This window comes from Actinopolymorpha singaporensis (assembly GCF_900104745.1).
Lineage (GTDB): Bacteria > Actinomycetota > Actinomycetes > Propionibacteriales > Actinopolymorphaceae > Actinopolymorpha > Actinopolymorpha singaporensis.
Window position 1 is genome coordinate 3,222,268 of the sequence record NZ_LT629732.1, and the last position, 18,225, is coordinate 3,240,492.

The window sequence follows — 18,225 nt, forward strand, 5'->3', positions numbered from 1 at the left end:
TGTCGTCGCCGCGTGCCGCGGCGTCCGGCCCCCGATCGGGTCGGCCGGCGTGTCACGATGAGGGGCTTGACGAATCGGGAGGTACGCCGATGCCTGACCGGCTGAGCGCGCTCGACCTGTCGTTCCTCTACCTCGAGGAACCGACCACGCCGATGCACGTGGGCAGTGTCAGCGTGTTCGACACACCCGAGGACGGGTTCGGGTACGACACCCTGCTCTCGCTCGTCCGCGAACGCCTCGCCTACGTACCCCGTTACCGGCAGCGGATCCGTCGGGTTCCCGGCAACCTCGCCAACCCGGTGTGGGTGGACGACGAGGACTTCGACCTCACCTACCACGTCCGCCGGTCCGCCGTGCCCCGGCCGGGTACGCCGGACCGGCTGCACGAGCTGGTCGCCCGGCTGATGAGCCGGCCGCTGGACCGCGAGCGCCCGCTGTGGGAGATGTACCTCGTCGAGGGCCTGGAGCACGGCAGGTTCGCGCTGGTGTCCAAGACCCACCAGGCGGTCATCGACGGGATCAGTGCCGTCGACATCGGCCAGGTGGTCCTGGACCCGCATCCGCAGGCGCCGGAGGCGCCGGCCGACAACTGGGTCCCGAGCCCGGAGCCGACGTCCCTGGAACTCCTCGCCGGTGCGGTGGCCTCCGCGGTCTCCCGGCCGAGCGACCTGCTGGAGACCGCCCGGCACACCGTCGCCGAACTGCCGTTCACCGGCGGGCGGCTGGTGCGCGGGCTCGGCAGCGCCGCGGGCAGCCTGGTCACTGCCCTCAGCACCGCCGCGTGGCCGGCGCCGGGCAGCCCGCTCAACGTGCCGATCAGCTCCCAGCGGCGGTTCACCACCGTGGACACCTCGCTGGACGACTACCGCGCCGTACGCTCCCGGCTCGGCGGCGACGTCAACGACGTGGTCCTCGCCACCATCGCCGGTGCACTGCGGTCGTGGCTGTTCACCCGAGGGGTGCGGGTGCCGCCAGCCACGTCGGTGCGTGCCCTGGTGCCGATGAGCGTGCTCACCGGCGAGGGGCAGAGCAGGGTGGCCGAGTACATCGTGGACCTTCCGGTCGGCGAGGGCAGTCCGGCCATGCGGTTGCACCAGGTGTCGTACGCCATGAAGGCGCACCAGGAGACCGGACGGGCCGTGCGGGCCCGGGCGCTGGCAGGCATGGCGGGCTTTGCGCCGCCGACGCTGCACGCCATGGGCGCCCGGGTGGCGAGTTCGCTGTCCCGGCGTATTTTCAACCTGGTGGTCACGAACGTCCCCGGTCCACAGAGTCCGCTGTACGTCGCGGGGACGCCGATGACCGGGACGTATCCGGTCGTTCCGCTTGCCAAGGGGCAGGCGCTGGCCATCGGCCTGACCTCGTACAACGGCATTGTGTGCTTCGGCCTGAACGCCGACCGGGACGCGATGTCCGATCTCGACGTGCTCGCGCAGTGCATCCCCGATGCCCTGGCCGAGTTGGTTGAGACCGTTGACCCGGTTGAGCCCCGACCAAGTCGGCCCGAGCGTCGGCGGGGAAAGGCACACTGAAAGATAAAGATGAGGACGCAGAGCCAAGGTGAGGAGGTCGCCATGAGTGGCCCACGACGGGGCCTGGTTCTCGGGGCCGGCGGCGTCCTCGGCGCGGCCTGGACGATCGGCGCACTCTGTGCGCTGGAGGAAGAGACCGGGATCAGGGCGACGAAGGTCGACTTCCTGCTCGGCACGTCCGCCGGTTCCGTGGTCGCGGCCCTGCTGGCCGCCGGCGTGACCCCGGAGGAGCAGCGGGCGCACCAGCGCGGTGAGGTGCTCGACGGGAGCCTGCTGAACGACGTCGACTTCGACTACGCGTTCGGCGGCCGCCCGCCCACGCCCTGGCCCGGGGTCGGTTCGGCCAGGCTGCTCGCCTCGGTGGTCCGCGACCGCCGGCTGCTCAGCGCACCTGTGGTCCTGGCCGGCCTGGTACCGCGCGGCCGGGGCTCGGTGGAGGAACTCCTCCGGCTGGTCGGGGGAATCGTCCCCGAGTGGCCCCGGAAGCCCGAGCTGAAGGTGGTCGCCATGGACTACCACGCCGGCGCCCGGGTCGCCCTGGGCGTCGACTCCGAATTCGCCACCACCCCCTCGGAGGCGGTGGCCGCTTCCTGTGCGATCCCCGGGTGGTTCGCCCCCGTGGAGATCGGCGGCCGGGTGTACGTCGACGGCGGCACGTCCTCCATCGCCTCGGTCGACCTTGCCGCGGGACACCGGCTCGACGAGGTGTTCGTCCTCGCGCCGCTGGCCTGGATGGCGTCCCCCGAGTCGATGGGTCCGTCGATGTGGATGCTGCAGCACTGGCGGCGTTCGCTCACCCGGCAGCTCAACCGCGAGGTCGAGGCGCTCCGCGCCGACGGCACCAAGGTCACGGTGATCGCGCCGTCCGCGGAGGACCTCACCAAGCTGGGCACCAACCCGATGGACGAGCACCGCCGCCTGGACGTGCTCGAGACCTCGATGCGCACCAGCCGGGTCGCGGTGCAGGGCATGCGCCGCCGGCGGACCAGCCGAGCCAACGGCCGGCCCGTCCGCAAGCACCGGGATCTGCAGCGCCACGCCGACGCGTCGGAGGCCAAGCGCCGCGACCGGTCCTGAACCGCTACGTTCGTCCGGACAGCCCGGAGTGGCAGCCGGGAAAACCGGACAGGCGGCCCGGGCGGACGGCGCACAGGAAGGACGCAGCGCATGCGGGTGTATCTCGGAGTGACGCTCACCGAGTTGGCGGGCGCCGTCGCCCAGGGCGGTTTCGGCCCGCCGCCACTGGCCGCCGCGGCGGTCACCCCCGAGCTTCGGGAGTGGTACGCCGAAGGCGACCTGGAGGAGCTCGAGTACGCCGCGACGATGGAGGCCGCCCGGGAGTCGCTGCGCCGCCTGTACCGCGACCCGGACACGCCGCGTCGCCGGGTGGTGGTGGCCGCCGACGCGGCGGACGGGCTGGTGCTTCCCGACCGGGCCGCCGGCCGCGCGGCGGTCGTGGTGCAGGCACCGATTCCGATGGACAAGGTGGCCGCCGTGCACGTCGACGAGGTGGAGGCCGCGGAGGTCGTGGCCGCGGCGGCGGAGGCGGTCGCCAAGGCCGACGCCGGTGACGAGGACGCCGGGTTCGCGGTGGACGAGGCCGAGGGCCGCGAGCTGTTGTGGTACGCCCGGCAGGAGATCGCCGACCTGTTGCGGGAGTGACGTCAGGAAACCTCGGCGCCAGTTGACCCCGCCGTACGCCGGTACGTGCGCGCCGCGACGTCCGTACTGCACCGGGTACGTCAGCCGGCGGGCGACTCGTCCTCGACGTGCGAGCCCTCGGGCTCCTCGGCCGCGGCGGCCTTCACCACCGCCTCCAGCTTCGACCGGGCGCCGAGCTTCTCCAGGACCTTCCGCACGTGGCTGCGCACCGTGGGGTAGGCGATGTTGAGCCGGGCGGAGATCTCGCGGTTGTCCAGGCCCTTGGACATCATGGCGAGGATCTCGCGTTCGCGGGTGGTGAGGCTGGCCAGCGCCTGCGCCCGGTCACTGCGTTCGCGGGTGGCCTCCCGGCTGCGGGTGAGGAGCTCGTGCAGCCTCGACGCGGGAATGAGCATCTCCCCGGCCGCCGCACGCAGGATCGCGTCCACGATCTCCTCACCGCTCGCGGTCTTGATGAGGTAGCCGGACGCCCCGGCCTCGATCGCGGCGATCATCGCCTGGTCGCTGTCGTCGGCGCTGACGAAGACCACGGCTGCCTCGGGGCGGTGCCGACGGATCCCTGCGGCGGCGTCCACGCCGCTGCCGTCGGGTAGCCAGAAGTCGAGGACGGCGACGTCGACGCGCTCCTGCTCGGCCGAGCGGGTGGCGTCGGCGACCGTCGGTGCCCAGCCCTGTACGTGCAGGCCGGGGTGGTCGTCGAGCAACGCGCAAAGGCCCTCCGCCACGACCTGGTGGTCTTCGACGATGAGGACCTGAACGGGCCCGGAGTTCGGCTCGGTGGTCACCGGCCGTCCCCGGGCTGTTCACGCTCGTGGGTGCCCTCCTGGGCACGCCTTGTCGCGGGCTTCGCGGTCACTGGTCGCCTCCGGTCATTCCCGCTTCCCGCGGGACCCAGAACTCCACGGTAGTCCCGGCCCCGGGCGCGCTCTCCACCCGGCACCACCCACCGGCGATCTCGGCGCGGTCGCGCATCAGCGTCAGTCCCAGATGCCCCGGTTTGGCCTCGGTTTCGAGTGGGTTGTAGCCCACGCCGTTGTCGATGATCTCCACGAGCACTCCGTCCTCGACGTCGGACAGCCGGACCCGCAGCTCGGTCGCCTCGGCGTGCACGCGGACGTTCATCAACGCCTCCTGGGCGATCCGGTAGATCAGCACCCGGGTCTCCTGCGGCGGCTCCACCTCCATCCGGCTCTCCAGTACGCACCGCAGGCTGGTCTCGGCATGCAACTGCTCGAGGTAGACGTTCATGGCCGCCATCAGGCCCTCCTGTTCGAGGGCGGGCGGGCGGAAGTCGAAGATCATGCGGCGGAGCCGGTCCGCGGCCAGCCGGATGGTCTCCTCCAGCTTGGCCAGCACCCGCAGGTCCTCCGGGTCGCGCAGCCGGCGCCGAAGCTGCTGCAGGCGCAGGGCCGCCGCGGTGATCACCTGCAGGCTGTCGTCGTGGATGCCGGCGGCGATCCGCAGCCGTTCGCGTTCCTGCGCGCCCACCAGGTCGACCAGGACGTGCCGGTGTTCCTGCCCGGCCGCGCGGAGGGCCTCCACGCTGCGTTCGAGGACCGCGCGCGAGCCGGCCGACTCGGTCATGTCCCGTACGGAGAGGATCACCCGAGGGCCGTCCTCGGTACGGATCCAGGCGAAGCTGACGTCGGCAGGGAAGTCGGTGCCGTCCCGCCGGCGGCCGGTCAGCTCCATGCCCTCCGGCGCCGTCGGCTCACCGGCCCGGTGCGGGGTCTCGTCGGTCTCCCGCCGGTAGATCGTCACCGGGTGGTCGGGGAGGAGCACGTCCACCGACTGGTTCACCAGGTCCTCGCGGGCGAAGCCGAACATCTGCTCCGCCGCCGCGCTCACCAGCCGGATCACTCCGGAGCTGTCCACGATCAGGGTGGCGTCCGGTGAGGACTCGAACAGCTGCTGGTACTGCGCCTCGGCCAGGCTGAGGTCGGTGATGTCGCGCAGGAACACCGCGACGCCGCGATGTCCGTGCGCCATCGGGCTGGCCGACACCTCCACCCGGAAGGTGTTGCCGTCCTTGCGGCGCCCGGACGCGGTGAAGTGCACCTCCGCCTGCTCCTCGCCCCCGCCGCGGCCGAGCAACCGGTGGATCACCTCGTCGGCCGGCTCGCCGTACCCCGACGCCGGGACGAGCTTGGTGATCGGCTCGCCGATCACCTCCATCCGGCGGTAGCCGAAGAGTTCCTGGACGCGTGCGTTGACCGTTTCGATGGTGCCGTCCGGGCCGACCAGGACCGCTGCCGCACCCACCCTGTCCAGGAGCTGGCGGAGAGTGTTGGCGTTCTGCAGGGTCGCCGCGCCGGTACGGCGTTCGTTCTCCAGGTTGCGGCGCAGCACCTGGATGCACTCGCGTGCCAGTGGGACGGAGATGCTCAGCTGGCCGCGGGCGGACCGGGTGATGGCCTCCAGGATCTCCTCGTCGGGGATGCCCTTGACGAGGTAGCCGCTGGCGCCGGCGGCCAGCACGTCCACCGCGCTGCCGGGATCCTCGTACGCCGACAGCACCAGCACCGCCGTGGTCGGGCTTCCGTCCAGGATCGAGCGCACGCTGGCCTGTGCGGTGCCGCCGGGCATCCGGACGTCGAGCACCACGACCCGCGGCCGGTCCCGCAGGGCGAGGCGTACGGCGTCGGGATGGCTGACCGCCTGCCCCACCAACTCCAGGTTGGGCTGCATCGCGATCAGATCGGCCAGCGCGTCGCGCAGTGCGCGGTCGTCGTCGGCGATGACGACCCGGACGGACTGTTCAGGCATCGCGGCCCCCGAGGGAGGCGATCGTGGCCTGCAGGCCGTCCCGGCTCAGCCGGGTGGGTGTCCGGTCGCGCAGCCACGGCAGCGTGGCGGCCAGGGGTTCGACCAGGACGCGGAAGTTCTCCTCCTCCATCCGGTCACCCGCCGCGACCGCGGCGGCGGCGTCCCACGCGGCGGCCCAGAACGCCCACTCGGTGCGCTGATGGCGCTGGGCCGCCGCCATCGCGTCCCGGCGGGCCTGGACCGCGGCGTCCAGGATCGCCCGGCGTTCTGCCGGGGTCGTCCCGTGCCCGAGCGAGGCCCATGCCAGCGCCCGCTCGGACCGGGACTGCCGCCGCCAGGCGGCCACCACCTCGTCGATCTGCGCACCGGTGACGCGGTTGAGGTGCGAGATCAGATGGAGTACCCCGCGTGTGTTGGGCCCGAAGACGTCGGTCATGCCGACGCACCTCCCTCATGCCCGGTTCCTGCTCGGATCCAGGTACCTGCCCGGCAACTGCGTCCGGGTCAGTACCTCAGGTCGGCAGGAAGCCGGTACTTCTTCTGCGGAGGCAACTGCACCTTGCCCTCGGACTTGTCGACGGTGACGGTCGCGGTGCCCACGCCCTGGCTTCGCGCCCCGACGAGCTTGAAGACCACCTTGTTCTGGGCGTCCGCCGGGATCGTGTACGTGCCGGCGGCGAGCGCGGAACCCTTCTCGTTGACGCGGAACGCCGCGACGAGCTCGCCCTGCACGAAGACGTGGACCGCCTCGTTCGGTGCGAAACCCTTCGCGTAGAAGTTCAGCATCGTCCCCGGCAGCCCGCCCCAGGTGCTGGTGCGAACGCTCGGCATGTACTTCTGGGCAAGGAACCCGGCCTTGGTGGAGGCGCGGGACTGCTCACCCACGAAGACCAGCGACTGCCGGCCGAACAGTCCGTACGGCACCTTGAACCCGATACCGCCGATGGTGCCATTGCCGGCAGCCCGCATCGTCATCACCGGTGTGCCCTGCGGGCTGTTGAAGTAGCCGAGCACCCGCTCGTTCGGCGCGAAACCCTTGCCGGTCAGGTTGATCGTCTGGTTGGCTCTGGCCGCGAACGGCTTGGTGAGCACCATGGGGTACTGCCGCAGCAGCTGGAACGGCGCCAGCGCGGTGGTCTTGCTCCTCGCGCCCATCAGGATGACGGTGTTCGGGCCGACCGCGCCTACGCCGACCCGCAGCGAAGCGTGCGACAGCCGGCCCGCCGGGTCGGCACGCAGCATGGAGCTGGGAACGCCGCTGATCCGGCCCCAGTAGACCTTGATGGGCTCGTTGGGTGCGAAGCCCTCGGCGTCAACCTCGAGTTGCGTTCCCGGCGTTCCCACCTCGTCGCTGAGCGACATCAGCCCGACGCCGGACTGCGCGCTGAGCTGTGCCTTGGCCACCTTGGTCGTGCTGCCGACCTGCGCCAGGGTGACGGTCTGCATGCCGCCTTGGTTGGCGACGCCGACCGGGTAGGTGAAGTTGGCGTTGACCACTCCGTCACGGTTGGCCCGCGCCGAGGCCACCACCCTGCCCTTGTCCGCGGCAGGGGCCTTGACCTTGGCCTTGCCCTTGCCGGTGGCCTTGGCCTTGCTCGGACCGGTGGACAGCATCACGTCGACGCGGGCGCCCTTGTCGAAACCCGAGCCGTTGACGCCCACCTGTCCGCCCGGCTTAGCCAGCGCCGGGTTGAGGACCGCGACCGGCCCGGCGCCGACGGGCACCTTGTGACCGTTGAAACGCACGATCTTCGTCGGCTGGCGTACCTCGGGCACCTTCACCTCGGTGGTCCTGCCCGAGCCGTGGCCGGTGAGGTCGACGGCGTCTCCCTTGCCGCCGGACGAAGGGAGGATCGACCGCGCGATCGAGATGACGGCCAACGCGACGACCGTCACGATCAGGATCTGTTTCCAGGTCCATTTCGACATGTTCATCGTTCACTCCCGTTTCACCCCAGCGCCCCCCAGCAGGGCGAGTGGTCACTTGATGATCCGGTAGACGGAGAGGTGGATGTTGCCCTTGTTCAGGTCCCAGACGCGTTCGCCGTGCTGGTCGATCGCGTCGAGCATCCACTGCTCCTGGCCACCGGTGTTGTTGCGTTCCATGGCCTGTCGCATCTTGTTGGACATCACGACGTAGTCGATGTTCGCCCAGTTCTTGCGGAACAACTTGTCGCGGACGGCCGGGTCCGAGGCCGCCTTGAAGTGTGAGTGCGCGCGCGGGAAGTACGGCGGCGCGTCATGCAGTTGCGTCCAGGTGTCGTCGTCGATGATGATCCGGGCGTTCGACGGGATGTTGGCCCGCACCCAGGCCACCTGCTGGCTCTGCAGCGGCGTGACCTTCAGGTGGTACAGGTCGTGCACCTGGACCTGTCCCTGGGTGTTGTGGGACAGGAAGTACCCGCCCGGGATGACCAGCGCCGCGCCCACGATCGCGGTGGTGGTGGCCACCTGTAGCGGACGTGGTACGGCCTTCATGAAGGTGCCGAACACCAGGCCGGCGTTCATCGCCAGCACCGGGATCATGGGCACGATGTAGAAGTCCAGCAGCACGCTCCCGCGCGCCATGTAGACGCCGTAGCCGAGCGCCATCAGTGCCGCGACCAGATAGCCGGTCCGGGACTTGTCCTGCGACCACAGGAGGAGCACGACCGCGACGGAGATCAGCCCGCCGATGAGGATGATCGAGTCCCGCGACATCCAGGAGTTCTCCAGCAGCCGCACGAACAACTCCCGGCCGGAGATGCCGGTCCGGTTGGACTGCCACCAGATCGTGTAGAGCAGGGACACGTGCTTGGCCTGCGGCGCGTTCAGGTCGAAGTTCATCCCGCTCGGCAGCAGTTCGTTGCGCAGCGCGGAGAACAGCAGGTAGAACCCGACCGGGATGCCGGCACCGAACCACCAGAAGCTGGTCTGGAACCTCCGGCTCCGGCTGTCCTTGGAGTACTTGTGTGCCATGTAGGCCAGTGCCGGGAGGAAGAAGACCGCGTTCTCCTTGGTGACCATCGCCAGGCCGAACGCCAGTCCCGCCGAGATCGCGGTGACCACTCTGTCGCCGTTGCGGGCGATGAGGTAGACCGCCAGCAGCAGCCAGACCACCATCAGGTTGTCCAGCAGGACCTGACGCTGGTAGTAGACCGCGAGCGGGGAGAAGTTGAAGATGAAGCAGGCGAGGAACGCCCCGGCCGAGCTGTTGCAGAACCTCCGGACGATCCCGAACAGCAGGCCGGTGCTGATCACGTGCGCGATCACCATCAGCACCCGCATCGTGTTGATCGGGTTGCCGAACGCCTCGAACTGGTTGGGCAGTACGTTGGCCCAGGCCGCCATCACCAGCCAGCCGAAGGGTGCGTGGTCGTAGAAGTAGGTGTACGGCGACAGGGCGTGCTCGCGCAGGACCGCCCACGCCTGCTGGGTGTAGATGCCCTCGTCGGTGATGTACAGCGGATAGAGGAACGTGTGGTACGCATGCGTGATCGCCCCACTCACCAGGGAGATCAGCAGCAACAGGTTGGGCCGCTGCCGCATCCGTTCCCCGAGCGCGGGTTTGGGGGTCGCCGTAGCGACGTCAGCTGCTGCCACTGCGCATCGCCTTCCTCGGGGTCTCGACGGCCGGCAGGTCGGCGGTCCTGGCGGTGCCCGGGTCACGCGAGCGCCGGACCGCGCCGGGGTTGCCGAACGCGTCCGCGGTCCCGGCGGGCCGGGACCGTTCCGGAGCGGCGCCGCGGTGGGCGCCGACGTGCTGGGTCTTCTCCCAGTCCCCGCGGCCGGCGAGCTGCCGGCGCAGGGCTCGCACCGAGGCGTAGGCCATCACGAACTGGTACGGAATCCAGGTGAGCGCCATCTTCACCGTCAGCGCCGGGCTCGGCTTCAGGCCGTGTGCCTCGGTGAACTCGTGCAGACCGATCACGGCCGTGAGGAAGTGCGCGGCCAGCAACAACACCGGCAGGAAGGACAGCAGCGCAACCCCGACCGGTGCGTGCAGGAAGAGCATCATCCCGACCGCGAGCGGGGTGTAGACGCCGAGCATGGCCTGGGCGTACGGGAAGGCCAGGGTGTAGCAGGCAAGGAAGCGTTGACGCCGGGTCGGCAGCTTCTTCCAGGTGCCCTTGCGCAGCGTCTGCATGAACCCCTGGTTCCAGCGGGTGCGCTGGCGTACGAAGCTGCCGAGCGTGGGGGGAGTCTCCTCCTTGGTGACGTACCGGTCGTCGTAGATCACCCGGATCGGCTCACCCATCGCGCAGACCCGCAGGCCGACGTCGGCGTCCTCGGTGAGGTTGGTCTCGTCCCACCCGCCGAGGTACACCATCAGCTTCCGGTTGAAGAAGCAGGTGTTGCCGCCGAGCGGGATCGAGCCGTGCTTCGCGTGGTGGTGCAGGCGGCTCTTGAACCAGAAGAAGTACTCCAGCACGTTGAACGTCGAGTACCAGTTCGTGCTGTAGTTCATCAACTGCACACCGGACTGCACGACGTTGACCCGCTCGCGCACCATCACGGTGTTGACCACCCGCAGGATGTCCGGGTGCATCTCGTCCTCGGCGTCGAAGATCGTCACCACGTCCCCACGTGCCTGCCGCAGCGCGCAGTTGAGACCGTGCGGCTTGTTGATCGGCTGGTCGTCGAAGACCACGAGTGCGGCGTTGTCGATGCCCTCGTAGCGCAGTTCCTCGATCTTGGCGCGGACCGCCGCGATGGTCCCGGTGTCATCGGCCGAGCACACGACCAGCACCTGCAGCAGGTGCATGGGGTAGTTACTGTGCACGATCCGGTCGACGGTGGTCGCGATGACCTCTTCTTCGTGCCGGGCCGGAAGAATCGCGGTGAACGACAGGGCCGGCGCGGCGAAATGCTCGGGGGCCGCGTTGCTCTCGTTCGGCGGCTGGTCCCAGGTGTAGATCATCAGGTACAAGGTGTGCGCCGCCTGGATGCTCAGCAGGAGAGAGATCCCCACCAGGCCCGCGAAGATGAACGACTCCATCCTTCTTGCCACCCCATATCCATGTCGCACTGACGGCGAGGTTGATGCCCATCGCGGCCGCGATGCCGAAAGCGTTTCCGACCAGGTAGAAAATGCCGAGTCTGTCCAGTGCCCACACGACCGTGACGTTCACCGAGAGGGCGACCAGAGCGGTGGCGTTGAACTTCGTGAAGCGGAGGAGAGACGCCTGCCTGGAGCCGAACGTCCAGACCTCGTTGAGTACGTAGTTGTTGGCGATGGCAAGTTCGGTCGCCATCACCGACGCCAGGACGAGCGGCAGGCGGAGGACGCCGTGGATCAGCTGAAGGGCCAGCGTGTTGACGCCCGCACCCACCAGCCCGACGACGGAGAACCGCCATACCCTCGGGTCGAGGATCAGCCTGGCGGCGCGTCGCCAGCATCGCTGGTACGCACGCGTAAGAGAAAGCCCGTGGGCGCACATGTGGCGCCGCCCCCCATGACGGTCCGCTTCGTTCGTCCATCGCAATCCTCCGTTGACGCAGCGGCACACGCCTCCCCCGGCCATCCGCGATCGCCACCCCCCTTCGGGGGAGTCCACGCCTCCCTCCTCCCGGTGACGGGTGCCGCGAACGCCAACCAGGTCAGGAGAAGTCCGGACAAGAACGCCCTCGGGGCAACGTCGGCACAGAGGGCGCCCGGCCGCGAGGCGCCGGGCGTACGCTGTCGATCCGGCAACCGGGCGGACGGGGGACTACGGCGGCAGGGTTCGCTTCACCCCGGACGGCCGTACCGTGGAGGTAGGAGCGGCATCGCCTGGGGGTGGGAGGGGCCGATGACTGTCCGACTGCTGATCGCGGAGGACCACGCCGTCGTGCGGCAGGGACTGATGATGTTCCTGAAGCTGGACGACGGCATCGAAGTGGTGGGGGAGGCGCGAAACGGACGTGAGGCCGTCGAGCTGGCACACAAGGTCACACCGGACGTCGTGCTGATGGACCTGCTCATGCCGGTGATGGACGGCATCAGCGCCACCGCGGCGATCCGGCGTGAACTACCCGACGTCGAGGTGGTCGCGCTGACCAGTTTCCTCGAGGACCACCTCGTTGTGGATGCCCTGCGCTCCGGCGCGATCGGTTACCTGCTCAAGGACACCGACGCCGACGGACTGCGGCGCGCCGTGCGCGCTGCGGCCGCCGGGCAGGTTCACCTGTCGCCGGCCGCGGCGGCCCGGCTGGTGCGCGACATGCGGGTGACCAACGCGCCCGGCCCGCTGACCCGGCGCGAGGTGGAGGTGCTGATCCTGCTGGCCCGCGGCAGGTCCAACAAGGAGGTCGCACGCGAGCTGTCCATCGGCCAGCAGACGGTCAAGACGTACGTCAGCAGCATTCTTCGCAAGCTGGACGTGCAGAGCAGGACACAGGCCGCGTTGTACGCGGTGCAGACCGGCCTGGTGTCCACGCACGAGCTGGCGCAGGCGTGACCGGTCCCACGGCGGTCGGCGGAGTCACCGGTGCCACGCCGGGGGCGCCGCGGACGGATCCGGCCCACGGGGTGCCGGATAGAACGGCGGCCGACGTCGCCGATGTCAACGACGCCTTGCTGCAAGGGCTGGACCGCGACTCGGTCCTGCGGTTGGTGGCGCGCGGTGTGCACCGCGGCCTGGACGCCATGGCCTGCGCGGTCTCGACCCTGGAACGTGACGGCACCCTGGTGGTCCGCGCGGCGGACGGCCGGGTGCGCCCGGATCTTGTCGGCACTCGCGTGCCGGTGGCGAACTCGCCGGCGGGTGAGGCGCTGCGCCGGCGGGAGCCTGTCGTCACCGACTCGGGCCAGGCGGGCGTCTGGTCGGGTTCGGTACTCGGTCCGGTGCTGGTGGTGCCGATACCGGGGCTGGAACGCCCGGGCGGTGTGATCGAGGTTGCCGACGTCGCGAGTGCCGACAGCTCCGAGAGCCGCCGGTTCGGGGCCGGTGACGTGTGCACGGCCGGTCTGTTCGCCGCCGCGGCGGGAATGGCCGTCGAGCACGATCGGGTCAACACCGACCTGGAATTGTCGGCGGCGGTGCTCGGCGCGCCGGGCGGTGAACCGTTGCCCGAGACGCTGCGCCGGCTGAGCGCGGCCGCCCTCACCGGTACCGGCGGGCCGGCAGCGGCGATCTACCTGCTCGACGACAACCTCACGTTGCGCCGGGCCGCCGGTACCGGGCCGACGGAGTTGCTGGAGGACGGCGCCGCGGGTGCGGCGCCGAACGTCGCCCAGGCCGCCGTCGCCTCCAGGGCACCGATCGTGCACCAGCACGTCCATCCCGAAGGTGGTCGCTCCGGCACCACATCGCCGGGCGCGGCTCAGTCCTCGGACGGTCCCGGGCACGGCACCGAGAACGGAGCCGGGCCGGGCGCGGACCGCCGGACGACGGCGCTGGTGTGTGTGCCCCTGATGTCGCGCGGTGTCGTACTCGGTGTGCTGTGCTGCCTGTGCCCGGCCGGGTCCTATCCGGGTCGCCGGGAGCTCGCGTACCTGTCCATGGTGGCGGGCAAGGCCGCGATGACGGTGGACAGTTCGCACCTGGTCGCGTCGGCGCAGGAGAAGGCCGCGCAGGAGGAGCGGCAACGGTTGGCACGGGAGCTTCACGACTCGGTCTCGCAGGCCTTGTACGGCATCGCACTCGGTGCCCGCACCGCACGGGAGTCGATCGGCCAGGCACCCGATCGGATCGACCAGCCGCTCGCCTATGTCCTGCAGCTGGCCGAGGCGGCCCTGGCCGACATGCGGGCACTGATCTTCGAGTTGCGCCCACAGGCACTCGCCGAGGAGGGTCTGGTGGCCGCACTCGGCAAGCAGCTCGCGGCGTTCCGGGTACGCCACGGTGTGCGGACGCGAGCCGTACTGGGCAACGAGCCGGCCGGGGCGTTCAAGGTGAAACAGACGTTGTACCGCATCGCGCAGGAGGCGTTGCAGAACGCCGCGAAACACGCGCAGGCGCACAACGTGCTGGTACGCCTGGACGCCAGCCCCACCGCGCTCACCCTCGAGGTGGCCGACGACGGCGTGGGGTTCGACCCGGGCGCCTCGTATCCGGGACACCTCGGTCTGCGGTCGATGCGGGAGCGGGTCGGCGAGCTGGGCGGCACGCTGGAGATCCACAGTGCGCCGGGGAAGGGCACCCGGATCGTGGCCCGGGCGCCGACCGGCCTGTGGCCGTGAGCCGCACGCACAGAATCGGCGGTCCCGGACGTGGTGTACGTCCGGGACCGCCGTCCTGTTTCCTACTTCGCGTACCTACTGAGCCTGGCTGGCCCTACCGTTGACCGGTTCGGCCGTTCGGTACCGCGGAGGTCACCGCTTGTCGGCGGTGGGCACCTCCGCGAGCGGCGCCTGGTACTGCCGCAGCATCTGGAGCTTGGCCTTGTCCACGGTCTTCCAGTCGTCCTTCAGAACACCGCCGGTGTCACCGGAGTTGGCGTTCCACGACCAGTAGGTGTAGTTCAGGCCGTGCTTCTTGGCGAAGGCGACCGTGGCGTGCTGCCACTTGCCCTCGGCGGTCTTCGGGCTGACCGACTTGCCGCCGAACTCACCCAGCAGCAGCGGGGTCTTGTCCTTCAGGTACGCCCAGTGCTTCTCCCAGACACCCGGAAGGTTGTTCGGGTAGTTGGGCGCCTGGAACCACTTCTGCTGGTAGACACCGGGGCCGTAGTCGTGCGGCGCGTAGACCAGCTTGTCGTTCTTCACCAGCCGGACGGGGTACTGCTCGGCACCCATCAGGTTGCCGCCCCACCAGTAGTAGTTGTTCTTGTAGGACTCGATGCCCTCGACGGCGATCAGCCAGTTGGGGTTGGCCTTGAGGACCGCGTTACCGGCCCGCTCGGCCGCGAGACGCCAGTCGGTGCTCTTCTCCCCGGTGCCCCAGGTGGCCTGGCCACGCGGCTCGTTGTGGAGGTCGGCACCGATGACCAGCGGGTCGCTCTTGTAGTGCTTGGCGAGCATGGTCCAGTCGTCGATCCAGCGCTTCTCGCTGACGTCGGAGGTGTACCACAGCTCGCTCTGCGCCTGCGCCGTCGGACGGTGCCGGTCGAGCAGGACCATGAGGCCGCGGTCGGTCGCGCCCTTCACGATCTTGTCCATCAGCGGAAGGCCCTTCAGCCCCTTGAGGTCCGGGTTCAGCTTGTAGTTGATCCCGGTGGGCTTGCTTTCCTTGTCGAACATCTGGTTGGTGTACGGCAACCGGATGGTGTTGAAGCCGGTGGACCGGATCTGGTCGAGCATGCTCTCCCAGTTGCGGGCCCACAGACCGTGCGGCGCGAACGTCTCCGTCTCGAAGCCGAACCAGTTGACGCCGGTCAGGTTGACCTTCTTGCCACTGGCGTCGACGATGTTCGGTCCGTCCGTGTGCAACGGAGTCTGGATCTTGGCGTTACCGCCGGCGGTAGCCTTGTCATCGCCCGGAGCAGTTCCGGGCTTGGGCGCGAACGCCGCGACCACACCCACGATCAACGCCACGACCACGGGGACCAACAATACGGCGACCCGACCACGCTTGGTGGTCTTTCGGTAACGAGAACTAACCCAGGTTAGCATGCTCCTCCTTCAAAATTGCTGCCAGATCCTGCTCGACGAACCGCTTACTCACGTGTCGGTGGAATCCGGCTTCGAGGGTCTGTCCAACGGCGGCGATGTCGTCGTAGTTCGACAGCGCAACTAATCGGGTATTCGGTAGACGGCGGCTTAGGTCGTTGACGACCGGAGCGTCTTTGCTGCCGGTCGACTCGATGCTCGACTGGATGTACGAATCGATGTCGAACAGAAGTACGTCGGGCGCGCGTGGTGCCTGCACCAGTGCGAGAACCTCCTCGCTCTTGCCGGCAACCCCGAGCAGTTCGAGGTCTGGCTCGTCTGTCAGCAGGTCGACAAGTGCATCGACCAGTTCCGGATGATTGCCGACGACGACCACACGAGTTCTTCGAATGACTCCTCCCGGCAATGGCGATCCGAACGCCGAAAAACCTAGTGAGCCGAAGCGGGTGAGTCGTCGTACGCGCGGTCGAACTTCAGGTCGCTCAAATGCGGCCGGCGTCTAGTCCAGATGAATGTCGGCCAATTGCACGCGGCACCTGATTCGTTTGGCCGAGGCGGGAGTAGTTCGTTTGGATGACGCTGGCGCTCGGGTCGCGGACACCGGCCGATTCGCCGCCGTGCCCGCTCGTCGGCCCGCCCGGAGCCCGGCGTTCCACAACCGGCCCGGTGGAAACCCGCCGTGACCCGTTGACCTCACCGGGCTACGTAGGTAGCTTCCGCACATGGCCCCCGCCGACGTAGGAAGTTTTCGTCCCTCGTCCCGCCCCGCCCGCCGGTCCGTCCTGCTGGGCACCGCCGGCGCCGTCGCCGCGTTCGGCTCGCTCGGTGGCAGGCCCGCCCCCGCGCACAGGCGTGGATCCGCCGGGTCGTGGCCCGGATGTCGGTGGAGGAGAAGGTCGGCCAGCTACTCGTCACGCATGTATATGGAGCGGCCGCGGACAGTGCCGGCGCCCGCAACACCGCGGAGTACGGCGTGGCCACCCCTGCGGAGGTGGTGGCGAAATACCACCATGGCGGCGTCTGCTACTCCACCTGGTCGGGCAACGTCGGGGCCGCTGCCGGGGGTGCACTCGCCCGGATCCTGTGCGGCGAGGTCGGCCCGCACGGCCGGCTGCCGGTGGAGATCCCCACCGCCGACGGCGCGGGTGTGCTGTATCCGTACGGCCACGGCCTCACCTGGTGACCCGCTCGCCGTCGCACGACCCGAAACGCGCGAACACCGAGCCGGCGAACACCGAGCCCGCGAACCAGCGAACCCCGAAAGCCTCGACACCAAACGCCCGAACACCAGATCCGCGAAACGAACGGAGTACGCGATGACCCGCACAGGTTCGCCGTCCCGGCGCACCCTCCTCGGTTCCGCACTGGCCTCCGGCGCCGTGGTGACAACGGGGCTGCAGCTGTCCGGCTCGGCCTCCGCCGCCACCGAGCGCCCGGGCGACCAGCAGGCCGCCGCCGATGGTGACGACCAGCCGGCCACCGACCAGCCGGCCACCGCCTCGGCGCAGCCGCGAAGCGGTAGCCGGGTGCTCACCGGCGCCGAGGTCGCGGCGGCGAACGACTGGGCGGTGCTGCGAGGCACCAGGCTGGGCATCTTCAGCAACCCGACCGGCATCCTGCCCGACGCCCGCCACATCGTGGACGACCTCGCCGAGCACGACGACCTGACGATCGTCGGTGCGTTCGGACCCGAGCACGGCTTCCGCGGCAGCGCACAGGCGGGCGGCTCGGAGGGCGACAGCCGTGACCCGCGGACCGGCATACCGGTCTACGACGCGTACGGCGCCAACCAGACGAAGCTCGGTCAGTTGTTCACCAAGGCCGGCGTGGAGACGCTGGTCTTCGACATCCAGGACGTCGGCGCGCGCTTCTACACCTACATCTGGACGATGTACAACTCGATGGCCGCTGCCGCCCGGCTCGGCATCAGGTACGTCGTACTGGACCGGCCGAACCCGATCGGCGGCCGGGTGGACGGCGCGATGATGACGCCGGACTACACCTCCGGCGTCGGCGCCAAGGAGATCGTGCAGCAGCACGGGCTGACGGTGGGAGAGCTCGCGCGCTTCTTCAACGGCGAGTTGCTGCCTGCGGAGGCGGGCCGCCCGGTCGACCTCGAGGTCGTGGAGGTCCGGGGCTGGCGGCCGGACTCGCGCGCACAGGAGTACGACCCGGTGTGGCCGCCGCCCTCGCCGAACGTCCCCACTCCGGACACCGCCCTCGCCTACGTCGGCACCTGTTTCTTCGAGGGCACCAACCTCTCCGAGGGCCGCGGCACGACCCGGCCGTTCGAGCTCGTCGGCGCGCCCTACCTCGACTACCACTGGGGCGACCGGCTGAACTCCCACGGGCTTGCGGGTGTGGAGTTCCGCGAGGCGTACTTCGTACCTACGTTCAACAAGTACGTCGGGGAGACCTGCGCGGGTGTGCAGGTGCACGTCACCGACGTACGCGCGTTCCAGCCGATCCCGGCCGCGGTGGCGATGCTGGTGGAGGCCCGCAGGTACGCGGACTTCCAGTGGCGCTACGACACCTACGACGCGAACCGGCCGTACTGGATCGACAAGCTGTCCGGTTCACCACGGCTGCGCACGATGATCGACGCGGGCGCGACGGTGACCGAGGTGGTGGGTGCGTGGAGTGAGGAGGTGAAGGAGTTCGACGCGCGCCGTCGGCAGTACCTCCTGTATCCGGGACGACGGGCCTAGGACACGACGTGCCCAGGGCAGGTCTGTCGATGGACGGGTGGAGAAG

15 protein-coding genes and 1 pseudogene are annotated in these 18,225 nt (G+C 69.5%); 7 read left to right on the forward strand and 9 right to left on the reverse strand.

Translation table 11 applies throughout. The annotated features are described in order from the left end of the window. The first annotated feature begins 89 nt into the window (after window positions 1-89). The 3 genes from BLU27_RS14655 to BLU27_RS14665 all read left to right on the forward strand — a co-directional run bounded on the left by BLU27_RS14655 (window position 90) and on the right by BLU27_RS14665 (window position 3,194). Window positions 90-1,532 carry a WS/DGAT/MGAT family O-acyltransferase gene (locus BLU27_RS14655; protein ID WP_092654191.1) on the forward strand — a complete coding sequence of 481 codons (1,443 nt, stop codon included), beginning with the start codon at window positions 90-92 and terminating at the stop codon, window positions 1,530-1,532. Window positions 1,533-1,574: 42 nt separating this feature from the next. Then, window positions 1,575-2,609, forward strand: coding sequence for a patatin-like phospholipase family protein (locus BLU27_RS14660; protein ID WP_157728536.1), 1,035 nt, complete (start codon window positions 1,575-1,577; stop codon window positions 2,607-2,609). Between the two features lie 90 nt (window positions 2,610-2,699). Then, a complete protein-coding gene (locus BLU27_RS14665) occupies window positions 2,700-3,194 on the forward strand; it encodes a DUF6912 family protein (protein WP_092654195.1) in 495 nt (164 codons plus the stop codon). Between the two features lie 80 nt (window positions 3,195-3,274). Here BLU27_RS14665 and BLU27_RS14670 read toward each other — a convergent pair whose 3' ends face one another. The 7 genes and pseudogenes from BLU27_RS14670 to BLU27_RS31245 form a co-directional block, all read right to left on the reverse strand. Next, the gene (locus BLU27_RS14670) at window positions 3,275-3,979 is read right to left on the reverse strand and encodes a response regulator (protein WP_092654197.1); all 705 of its coding nucleotides are present in this window, start codon (window positions 3,977-3,979) and stop codon (window positions 3,275-3,277) included. 67 nt (window positions 3,980-4,046) lie between these two features. After that, on the reverse strand, window positions 4,047-5,960 hold the full coding sequence (locus BLU27_RS14675) for a PAS domain S-box protein (protein ID WP_092654199.1): 1,914 nt from the start codon (window positions 5,958-5,960) through the stop codon (window positions 4,047-4,049). Continuing rightward, the gene (locus BLU27_RS14680; RefSeq protein WP_092654201.1) at window positions 5,953-6,396 is read right to left on the reverse strand and encodes a hypothetical protein; all 444 of its coding nucleotides are present in this window, start codon (window positions 6,394-6,396) and stop codon (window positions 5,953-5,955) included. The genes BLU27_RS14675 and BLU27_RS14680 overlap by 8 nt, the downstream gene beginning before the upstream one ends. 68 nt (window positions 6,397-6,464) lie before the next feature. Then, window positions 6,465-7,895: a hypothetical protein gene (locus BLU27_RS14685; RefSeq protein WP_157728537.1), complete on the reverse strand. Its 1,431-nt coding sequence runs from the start codon at window positions 7,893-7,895 to the stop codon at window positions 6,465-6,467. Window positions 7,896-7,940: 45 nt separating this feature from the next. Next, complete coding sequence (locus BLU27_RS14690; protein ID WP_241827429.1) at window positions 7,941-9,542, reverse strand: ArnT family glycosyltransferase; 1,602 nt, start codon at window positions 9,540-9,542, stop codon at window positions 7,941-7,943. Then, a complete protein-coding gene (locus tag BLU27_RS14695) occupies window positions 9,529-10,950 on the reverse strand; it encodes a glycosyltransferase (protein ID WP_241827430.1) in 1,422 nt (473 codons plus the stop codon). Before BLU27_RS14695 ends, BLU27_RS14690 begins: the two co-directional genes overlap by 14 nt. 13 nt (window positions 10,951-10,963) lie before the next feature. Then, window positions 10,964-11,464, reverse strand: a pseudogene (locus tag BLU27_RS31245) (GtrA family protein); the annotation flags it as partial. 267 nt (window positions 11,465-11,731) lie between these two features. Here BLU27_RS31245 and BLU27_RS14705 point away from each other — a divergent pair. After that, the gene (locus BLU27_RS14705; protein WP_092654211.1) at window positions 11,732-12,379 is read left to right on the forward strand and encodes a response regulator; all 648 of its coding nucleotides are present in this window, start codon (window positions 11,732-11,734) and stop codon (window positions 12,377-12,379) included. A gap of 71 nt (window positions 12,380-12,450) precedes the next feature. Next, window positions 12,451-14,103: a GAF domain-containing sensor histidine kinase gene (locus BLU27_RS14710; RefSeq protein WP_157728539.1), complete on the forward strand. Its 1,653-nt coding sequence runs from the start codon at window positions 12,451-12,453 to the stop codon at window positions 14,101-14,103. Window positions 14,104-14,235: 132 nt separating this feature from the next. Here the strand turns inward: BLU27_RS14710 and BLU27_RS14715 are convergent, their stop codons facing one another. Continuing rightward, entirely contained in the window at window positions 14,236-15,402 is a 1,167-nt protein-coding gene (locus BLU27_RS14715; protein ID WP_092654215.1) for a glycoside hydrolase family 5 protein, read from the reverse strand. 55 nt (window positions 15,403-15,457) lie between these two features. After that, on the reverse strand, window positions 15,458-15,847 hold the full coding sequence (locus BLU27_RS14720; RefSeq protein ID WP_157728540.1) for a response regulator: 390 nt from the start codon (window positions 15,845-15,847) through the stop codon (window positions 15,458-15,460). A gap of 492 nt (window positions 15,848-16,339) precedes the next feature. Between BLU27_RS14720 and BLU27_RS29905 the strand changes: the two genes are divergently transcribed. Together BLU27_RS29905 and BLU27_RS14730 are read left to right on the forward strand one after the other, a co-directional pair. Continuing rightward, window positions 16,340-16,654: a hypothetical protein gene (locus BLU27_RS29905; RefSeq protein ID WP_092654219.1), complete on the forward strand. Its 315-nt coding sequence runs from the start codon at window positions 16,340-16,342 to the stop codon at window positions 16,652-16,654. 133 nt (window positions 16,655-16,787) lie between these two features. Further along, the gene (locus BLU27_RS14730; RefSeq protein WP_092654221.1) at window positions 16,788-18,179 is read left to right on the forward strand and encodes an exo-beta-N-acetylmuramidase NamZ family protein; all 1,392 of its coding nucleotides are present in this window, start codon (window positions 16,788-16,790) and stop codon (window positions 18,177-18,179) included. Window positions 18,180-18,225: the final 46 nt, after the last annotated feature.

Excerpts from the sequence above, each read along its gene's own strand:
- BLU27_RS14655 (WP_092654191.1), top strand. The coding sequence starts at position 90 with ATGCCTGACCGGCTGAGCGCGCTCGACCTGTCGTTCCTCTACCTCGAG.
- BLU27_RS14660 (WP_157728536.1), top strand. The coding sequence starts at position 1,575 with ATGAGTGGCCCACGACGGGGCCTGGTTCTCGGGGCCGGCGGCGTCCTC.
- BLU27_RS14665 (WP_092654195.1), top strand. The coding sequence starts at position 2,700 with ATGCGGGTGTATCTCGGAGTGACGCTCACCGAGTTGGCGGGCGCCGTC.
- BLU27_RS14675 (WP_092654199.1), bottom strand. The coding sequence starts at position 5,960 with ATGCCTGAACAGTCCGTCCGGGTCGTCATCGCCGACGACGACCGCGCA.
- BLU27_RS14680 (WP_092654201.1), bottom strand. The coding sequence starts at position 6,396 with ATGACCGACGTCTTCGGGCCCAACACACGCGGGGTACTCCATCTGATC.
- BLU27_RS14685 (WP_157728537.1), bottom strand. The coding sequence starts at position 7,895 with ATGAACATGTCGAAATGGACCTGGAAACAGATCCTGATCGTGACGGTC.
- BLU27_RS14705 (WP_092654211.1), top strand. The coding sequence starts at position 11,732 with ATGACTGTCCGACTGCTGATCGCGGAGGACCACGCCGTCGTGCGGCAG.
- BLU27_RS14730 (WP_092654221.1), top strand. The coding sequence starts at position 16,788 with ATGACCCGCACAGGTTCGCCGTCCCGGCGCACCCTCCTCGGTTCCGCA.